The organism is Variovorax sp. 20P10.2.4, assembly GCF_058244205.1.
In genome coordinates this window covers 1-8,108 of the sequence record NZ_JBZAYE010000327.1, presented here as the reverse complement: position 1 = coordinate 8,108, position 8,108 = coordinate 1, and the positions used below count along the sequence as shown (strand labels likewise).

General features: G+C 69.5%; 9 protein-coding genes. All 9 read right to left on the bottom strand.

From position 1 onward, the window contains the following. Positions 1-7: 7 nt before the first annotated feature. The gene (locus AC27VN_RS25445; RefSeq protein WP_296794411.1) at positions 8-520 is read right to left on the bottom strand and encodes a LeuD/DmdB family oxidoreductase small subunit; all 513 of its coding nucleotides are present in this window, start codon (positions 518-520) and stop codon (positions 8-10) included. Beyond that, positions 517-1,791: a 3-isopropylmalate dehydratase large subunit gene (locus AC27VN_RS25440; protein WP_208509322.1), complete on the bottom strand. Its 1,275-nt coding sequence runs from the start codon at positions 1,789-1,791 to the stop codon at positions 517-519. Before AC27VN_RS25440 ends, AC27VN_RS25445 begins: the two co-directional genes overlap by 4 nt. Further along, entirely contained in the window at positions 1,788-2,744 is a 957-nt protein-coding gene (locus tag AC27VN_RS25435) for a tripartite tricarboxylate transporter substrate binding protein (RefSeq protein ID WP_208509323.1), read from the bottom strand. Before AC27VN_RS25435 ends, AC27VN_RS25440 begins: the two co-directional genes overlap by 4 nt. Positions 2,745-2,782: 38 nt before the next feature. After that, positions 2,783-3,493: an ABC transporter ATP-binding protein gene (locus AC27VN_RS25430; RefSeq protein WP_203204275.1), complete on the bottom strand. Its 711-nt coding sequence runs from the start codon at positions 3,491-3,493 to the stop codon at positions 2,783-2,785. Then, positions 3,490-4,254: an ABC transporter ATP-binding protein gene (locus AC27VN_RS25425; protein ID WP_490878318.1), complete on the bottom strand. Its 765-nt coding sequence runs from the start codon at positions 4,252-4,254 to the stop codon at positions 3,490-3,492. Before AC27VN_RS25425 ends, AC27VN_RS25430 begins: the two co-directional genes overlap by 4 nt. Then, complete coding sequence (locus AC27VN_RS25420) at positions 4,247-5,224, bottom strand: branched-chain amino acid ABC transporter permease (protein WP_490878317.1); 978 nt, start codon at positions 5,222-5,224, stop codon at positions 4,247-4,249. Before AC27VN_RS25420 ends, AC27VN_RS25425 begins: the two co-directional genes overlap by 8 nt. Then, positions 5,221-6,093 (bottom strand): branched-chain amino acid ABC transporter permease, encoded by an 873-nt coding sequence (locus AC27VN_RS25415; RefSeq protein ID WP_203204273.1) that lies wholly within the window; start codon positions 6,091-6,093, stop codon positions 5,221-5,223. Before AC27VN_RS25415 ends, AC27VN_RS25420 begins: the two co-directional genes overlap by 4 nt. Before the next feature lie 268 nt (positions 6,094-6,361). After that, a complete protein-coding gene (locus tag AC27VN_RS25410; protein WP_490878316.1) occupies positions 6,362-7,564 on the bottom strand; it encodes an ABC transporter substrate-binding protein in 1,203 nt (400 codons plus the stop codon). Between the two features lie 23 nt (positions 7,565-7,587). Continuing rightward, the coding region (locus AC27VN_RS25405) for a GntR family transcriptional regulator (protein WP_490878315.1) at positions 7,588-8,108 on the bottom strand (521 nt) is incomplete at its 5' end.

The following is an 8,108-nucleotide window of genomic DNA, read 5'->3' as shown; positions in this document are numbered from 1 at the left end:
ATCGATGTCAGGCGGCATCGGCTTCCTTCTTCGCCGCCATGCGACGGCGCAGCAGCGGCAACAGGCCGCCGGCCTCGACCATCTCGGTCAGGAAGCCCGGCACGGGTTCGCAGGCCAGCGTGCGCCCGTCGGCGCCGCGCAGCGCGGGCGTGCCGATGTCGAGCGCGATCTGTTCGCCGTCGTGCAGCGACTCGGCCTCGGCGCAGGTCAGCAGCAGCAGGCCGACATTGAAGGCATTGCGGAAGAAGAGCCCGCTATACGAGGGCGCGATCACCGCGGCCACGCCCAGCTGCACCAGCACGGCCGCGGCCTGCTCGCGCGAGGAGCCGATGCCGAAGTTGGGGCCGGCCACGATCACGTCGCCCGCCTGGACCTCGCGCGCGAACTCGGGGCGGATGGCTTCGAGGCAGTGCTGCGCGATGCGGTCGATGCCATGCTTCATCGCATGGCCGGGCGCGAGCGCGTCGGTGTCGATGTCGGCGCCCAGACGCCAGACACGGTGCAGGTTTTGACCGCTCATGCCAGCACCTCGCGCGGATCGGTCACGCAGCCGCGCAGCGCGGCAGCCGCCACCGTGTAGGGCGAGCCCAGGTAGACCTGCGCGGTCGGCGAGCCCATGCGGCCCTTGAAGTTGCGCGCGGTGGTCGAGATGACGGTGATGTCGTCGCCCATCGGATCGCCATAGCCCGAGCAGGCGCCGCAGGCGGTGGGGAACAGCTCGGCGCCGGCCTCCATCAGCACCTGCAGCACGCCCTCCTCGCGCGCCTGTTCCTGGTCGCGCAGGCTCGCGGGCGCCACGATCAGGCGGATGCCGTTCGCGACCTTGTGGCCGCGCAGCACCTGCGCGGCGGCGCGCAGGTCGTCGAGCTTGGCGCCGGTGCAGGCGCCGATGTAGGCCACGTCGACCGGCGTGCCGACGAAGCGGCTCACGCCATGCGCATTGGCCGGGCTGTGCGGCGCGGCCACGTGGGGTTCGAGCGTGGCGGCATCGAAGCGGTGGTCCGTGAGCGCCGCATCGGCGTCGGTGAACCATGGCGCCATGTCGACCGGCGGCGCGCCGGCACCGGCCAGGAACGCGGCCGTGGTGGCATCGGGCGCGATCAGCCCGGCCTGCGCGCCGAGCTCGGCGCTCATGTTCGAGAGCGTCATGCGCTCCTGCATCGACAGCGCGACCACCGCCGGCCCCGCGAACTCCACAGCCTGGTAGCGGCCGCCGTTCATGCCGAAGCGGCCGATCATGTGCAGCATCATGTCCTTGGCGGTCACGCCCGCGGGCAGCGCGCCGTCCCACCACATGCGCAGGGTCTCGGGCACGCGCAGCCAGATCTCGCCCGTGACCACCACGCCGAGCATCTCGGTGCTGCCGACGCCGAACATGTAGGCGCCGAAGGCACCGCCCGTGGGCGAGTGCGAGTCGCCGCCCACGCACAGCATGCCGGGGCGGATGTGGCCGTGCTGCGGCACCACCACGTGGCAGATGCCCTGGCTGTCGTAGACGTGCGGCAACTGCTGGTCGCGTGCCCAGTCGCGCGCGATGCGCACGATGCGGCGCGAGTCGTCGTCGCGCTCGGGCACGTAGTGGTCCATCACGAGCACCACGCGCGAGCGGTCCCAGATCTGCGCGCCCAGTTCCTCGAGCATGGGCTGCAGGCGGCGCGGTCCCGAGGAGTCGTGGAACATCGCCAGGTCGACGCCGCAGGTCACGATCTCGCCCACCGCCACCCGCTCGCGGCCGCTGGCGCGCGCGATGAGCTTCTGCGCCAGGGTCTGTGCTGAAGCCGTCGAGGTCATTCGGGCTTGGCTCCCGAGAACTTGACCACCTTGGCCCAGCGCACGATCTCGCTCTGCACGAAGGCCGAGAACTGCTCGCTCGAATTGCCGACGGGGATCGCACCCTCGATCTCGAGGCGCTGGCGCATGTCGGCCTGCTGCAGCGCATGACGCGCGGCGTCGCCGATCTGTTTGATCCGCTCGGCCGGCATGCGCGCCGGGCCGAACAGGCCGAACCAGGCGCTCGACTCGTAGCCGGGCAGCGCCTCGGCGATGGCCGGCACCTCGGGGAAGGCCGGCAGCCGCTTGGCCGTGGTCACGCCCAGCGCCTTGAGCTTGCCGGCCTGGATGTGGGCCTTGACGTTGCCCACGGCCGCGAACATCAGCTGCACCTGGCCCGCGAGCACGTCCTGCACGGCAGGTGAGGTGCCCTTGTAGGGGATGTTCACGATGTCCACGCCCGACTGCATCTTGAAGGCCTCGCCCGCCATGTGCAGCGACGAGCCCACGGCGCCGATCGCGAAGTTGAGCTGGCCCGGCTTCGCCTTGGCGAGCGCGATCAGCTCGCGCACGTCCTTCGCGGGCAGCGAGGGATGAGCCACGAGGATCGAGGGCGAGGTCGCGACGCAGGTGAGCGCGGTGAAGTCCTTGACCGGATCGAAGGGCAGGCTCGGATAGAGCGTGGCATTGATCGCGTGGCTGGTGAAGCTCATCAGCAGCGTGTTGCCGTCGGGCGCGGCCTTGGCCACGGCATCGGCCGCGATGTTGCCGCCCGCGCCGGGCTTGTTCTCGACGATGACGTTGCGGCCCAGCGCCGGGCCCATGCTCACGGCCAGCGAGCGCGCCAGCGTGTCGGTGGAGCCGCCCGCGGGCGCGCCGACCAGGATGCGCACCGGCGCGCCGCCGATCTGCGCCAAGCTGTGGCCGGCCCATGCCGCGGCCAGCGACGAGAGAAGGATGTCGCGTCTTTTCATGTGTTGTTCTCCGAAAGATCGTGGGGGGAACGCGCGCCTCAAAGTCCCAGGTAGGCGCGCCGCAGTTCGTCGCTCACGAGCAGTTCGCCGGGCAGGCCCGAGAAGCGCACGCTGCCGTTCTCGAGCACGTAGGCGCGGTCGGCGATCTCGAGCGACTGGCCGACGTTCTGCTCGACCAGCAGCACGGCCAGGCCGCCGTCGCGCAGCTCGCGGATCAGCGTGAACATCTCCTCGACCAGCAGCGGCGAGAGGCCCAGCGAAGGCTCGTCGAGGATCAGCAGCACAGGCTCGGCCATCAGCCCGCGCGCGATGGCCAGCATCTGCTGCTCGCCGCCGCTCATGGTGCCGGCATGCTGGTCCATGCGCTCGCGCAGGCGCGGGAACAGCTCGAACGATTTCTCGAGGTTCCGTGCCCGGCGCTCGCGCGCCCGCGTGAACGAGCCGAGCTCGAGGTTCTCGCGCACGCTGAGGTTGGGAAACACCTTGCGGCCCTCGGGCACCTGGATCAGGCCGGCCTTGACGACGTCGCGGTAGTGCGCGCCGCTCAGATCCTTGCCGTCGAAGCGCACCGTGCCGCCCCAGGCCGGGCAGAGGCCGCAGACCATCTTGTTGAGCGTGGACTTGCCCGCGCCGTTGCTGCCGAGCAGCGCGACCATCTCGCCGGCGTTCACCTTGAGGTCGACGCCGCGCAGCACCTCGACGCGGCCATAGCCGCCGCGCAGGCCTTCGATTTCCAGCAGTGCGCTCATGCTGCGGCTCCCGTTGCGGCCTTGCGCAGCCGTGCCGCGGTGCCATGGCCCAGGTAGGCCTCGACCACCCGGTCGTCGGAGGTCACCTGCGCCGGGCTGCCCTCGGCGATCAGCTGGCCCTGCGCCAGCACCCAGACATGCTCGGCGAGGTTCATCACGGCCTGCATCACGTGTTCGATCATCAGCACGGTCACGCCGCTCGCGGCGATGCCGCGCACCACCGGCATCATCTCGGCGATCTCCTGCGGGTTGAGGCCGGCGAGCACCTCGTCGAGCAGCAGCAGGCGCGGCCGGGTGGCGAGCGCGCGCGCGAGCTCGAGGCGCTTGCGGCCGGCCACGGTGAGGTCGGAGGCGGGCTTGTCGAGCTGCGGCGCGAGGCCCACGCGCTGTGCCACGGCCTCGGCCTCGCGCAGTGCCTCGGTGCGGCCGCGCAGGTGCAGGTGGGCGCCGACCGCGATGTTCTCGCGCACGGTCTGCGCCGCGAAGGGCTTCACGATCTGGAAAGTGCGGGTCATGCCGAGCGCGGCATTGCGGTGCGGCTCGCGGCCGGTGATGTCCTGGCCCGCGAAGTGCACGCTGCCGGCGTCGGGCTTGAGGAAGCCCGACATCAGCGCGAACAGCGTGGTCTTGCCCGCGCCGTTCGGCCCGATCAGTGCGCTGAGGCTGCCCTCGCGCACGGCGAGACTCACGTTCTGCACCGCCTTGAGGCCGCCGAAGGAACGCGAGACGCCCTCGAGCACCAGCAGGGACGATTCACTCATCGCGGCCTCCCTTCGCGCTCCAGAGCTGCCGCACCGACTGGCCGATGCCCGCGATGCCGCGCGGCACGAAGATCACGATCAGCACGAGCACGGTGCCGTAGATCACCATGTTGATGCCCGGCAGCTCGCCGAACAGGTTGCGCGTGAAGTCCGACAGCAGGTGCAGCACCACCGCGCCGAGCACCGGGCCCCACACCGTTCCCATGCCGCCGACGATGGCCGCCACCAGCGCCTCGACCGACACGGCCGGGCCGTAGGCGATGCCGGCATCGATGTACTGGAACACCTGCACGTAGAAGGCACCGGCCGCGCCCATGAAGGCGGCCGACAGGCCGATGGCCGCGAGCTTGATGCGGAAGGGATTCACGCCGACGGCGCGCGCCGCGTCCTCGTTGTCGCGCACCGCCTGCAGGTAGGCGCCGAAGCGGCCGTTGCGCAGCCAGCAGGTGACGAGCAGCGCCACCACGACCATCGCGAGCACCACCCACAGGTAGCCGGCGCGCGTGGCGAACTGCAGGTTGGCGACCGACTCGCGCAGCGGCACCATCAGGCCGACGCCGCCGCCCGTGAAGTCGACCGACAGCGCGAGGATGCGGAACACCTCGGCGAAGGCCAGCGTGACCAGCGCGAAGTACGAGCCCTTGAGGCCGTAGCGGAAGCTCAGCGCACCGATGAACAGGCCCACCAGCGCGGCACCGGCGATGGCCAGCGGCAGCGCGACCCAGGCATTGATGCCGCCCTGCAGCTGCGCGATGGCCTGGATGTAGGCGCCGGTGCCGAAGAACAGCGCATGGCCGAACGAGAACTGGCCGCCGAAGCCGCCGAGGATGTTCCAGGCCTGCGCGATCAGCGTGGCGTAGAGCGCCATCATCACGAAGTTGAGCGTGACGCCCGAGGTCGTGACCAGCGGCACGCACGCCACCAATACCGCGAACATCGCGATGCCAGCGAGTTGCTTCGCGGCGCTCATGCCTTGGCTCCGAACATGCCCTGCGGCCGGAACAGCACCACGCCGATGAAGATCGCGAAGATGCCGATCTGGCCCAGCGATTCGCCGAGATAGAGGCCGCCGAGCGACTCCACCACGCCGACCAGGAAGCCGCCGATCAGCGCGCCGACGAAGCTGCCCATGCCGCCGAGCACGACGATGGTGAAGGCCACGAGCACGAAGCCGCCGCCGACCTGCGGGTTGACGTAGTAGGCCGGCAGCAGGAAGCAGGCGGCCGCGCCGAGGCAGGCCAGGCCGATGCCGAAGCTCATGGCGTAGACGTGGTCGACGTCGATGCCCATGAGCTTGGCGCCCTCCTTCTCCTTGGCGACGGCGCGGATGGCGCGGCCGAGGTCGGTGCGACCCATGATCCAGAACAGGATGCCCGAGACCACGAGCGCGCCCGCGAAGGCCACCAGCTTGGGCACGGCGATCATCGCGGGGCCGATGGCCACGGTGCTGAGCGAATAGGCGGTGTCGATGTTGCGCGTGTCGGACTTGAAGAACAGCAGCGCGAGGTTCTCCATCACGATCGCGATGCCGAGCGTGGCGAGCAGGATGTTCTCGTCCTTGCCGTGGCCCGCGCGGTTGATGACCACGCGCTGCAGCGCATAGCCGAGCGCGAACATGCCGAGCACCACCACGGGCAGCGCGAGGTAGGGATCGATGCCCAGCCGCTCCTTGAGGAAGTACACCGCATACAGCGCCACCATCAGGCAGGCGCCGTGCGCGAAGTTGATGATGTGCAGCACGCCGTAGATCAGCGTGAGGCCCAGCGCGATCAATGCGTAGACGGCGCCTGTCGTGAGGCCGTTGAGCACTGAAGGAAAGAGGATGCTGGGGTCTAGCATTTTGGGAACGTGCGCGTGGGTTGGGGAACGCCCGGCATGCGGTGCGGGTCGGTCGACCCCACTGCGCCGGCCGCTTCGCGGCTGCCCTGCGGTGCTCGCGTTTCGCGGGGTCTCGCAGAACTCGCTTCGCTCAAACAGCTGCGAGCCCTGATCCGCGAAACGCTGCGCTCCTCGGCGGCGCAGAGGGGATCGCCCGCCCCGCACCACATGCCGGGCTCCGCGCCTGATCGACGGCTGCCTGAATACCGTGACATGGTTCGTCGCACGCTCATGCCTTCAGCGGGAACAGCGGCTCCACCTCGCGGTAGTCGCGCGGGATGATGACCTTGATCTCGTTCTTCACCACCTGTGTCATCAGCGGCTGCGCGCCCTCGTTCTGGCCATTGACGAACTTGGTCGGGCCATAGGGCATGAAGTGGTTCGAGAAGGTGCTCTTCTCGAGCGCGTCGACGATCGCGGCGCGCTCGCCCGACCTGGCACGTTCCAGCGCATCGGCCAGCAGCCACATCGAGGCATAGGTCATGAAGACCTCGTAGCTGAAGAACTGGCCCTTGGCCTCGACGCGCTTGCGCAGCTCCTGCGCGCGCTTGTCCCTGGGGTTGAACCAGTGGTTGCAGTCGATGATGCCGTTGGCCGCGTCGGGAAACTCCTTCACGAACTTGTAGCTCGAGGCCGCGCCGCCGAGCACCGAGAAGATCGCCTTGGGCACCACCTTCTGCTGCTGCATGGTGCGCACCAGCAGCGCGTACTCGTTGTAGTAGTTGGCCGGGATCACGATGTCGGGGTTGATCGACTTCATGCGCAACACGATGTTGTTGAAGTCGCGCGTGGGGTTGGCGTGCTTCACCACCTCCTTCACCTCGAAGCCGTAGCCCGGCAGCTCGCGCGCCAGCAGCTGCGCGGTGCCGGCGCCGAACAGCGACTCCTCGTGGATCACCATCACGGTCTTGGCCGGATTGCCCGCGGCCTTGTTGAGCACCAGCAGGTTGGCCATCGCGACCTCGGTCGACTTGCGGTAGCCGGGGCCGAAGCGGAAGGTGTTCTTCAGGCCGCGCTCGACGATCTGGTCGGCCACGCCCACGTCGACCACGTGCGGCAGGTTGTACTTGGCTGCGGCCTGCGTGGTGGCCAGGCAGATCGCCGAGGCGTAGGCGCCGACGATGGCGCTGACGCCGGCCTCGTTCATCTTCTCGACCTCGGCCGCGCCCGCCTGCGGCTGCGACTGCGCGTCGCCCAGCAGGGCCTCGAGCTTCGCGCCGCCGAGCGACTTGATGCCGCCCGCGGCATTGATGTCCTCGATCGCGAGCTGCGCGCCGAGCCGGCACTGCTGGCCCGAGTAGGCGAGCGCGCCCGTCACCGGGTGCAGCACGCCCACCTTCAGCGGCTTGGGTTGGGCCCCGCCGATCAGCGGGAAGGCGAGCGCGGAGGCCAGGGTGGCGGACTGCGAAACGAAGCGGCGGCGGGTCTGCATGGGGCGTTTCCTTTTCTTTGTCTTCAGTTGAACTTGGCCGACACGTCCCGGCTGACCCAGACCTTGGCGTCGATGCTGCCGACGCGGGACAGTTGCATCTCGTAGGTGTAGCGGTCGGGGCGGTAGAAGCCGTGCAGCCACTGCACCGGGCGCTCGGCTTCGTCGTAGATCAGGCGGCGCACCGCGAGCAGGGCCGAGCCGACGGAGACGTCGAGGTGCTGCGCGAGCACGTTGTCGGCCAGGCGCGCGGAGATGGTCTGGTGGGCCCGGCCCACCTTCACGCCCGACTCCTCGAGCAGCACCAGGATCGGCTTCTTCGAGAGCTCGCGGCGGCCGAAGCGACGCGCGATCGTGTCGGGCACGTAGGTGGTGATGTGCGAGAGCGGGCCTTCGCGCGTGGAACGCACGCGCACCGCCTTCTGCACCGGGTCGCCGAGCTGCAGCTGCAGCGCCTCGGCCACCTGCGAGGAGGCCGTGATGGTCGCGACCTCGAGCACCTTGACCGAGGTGTGCAGGCCCATGGTGACGAGGTTCTCGAGCAGGC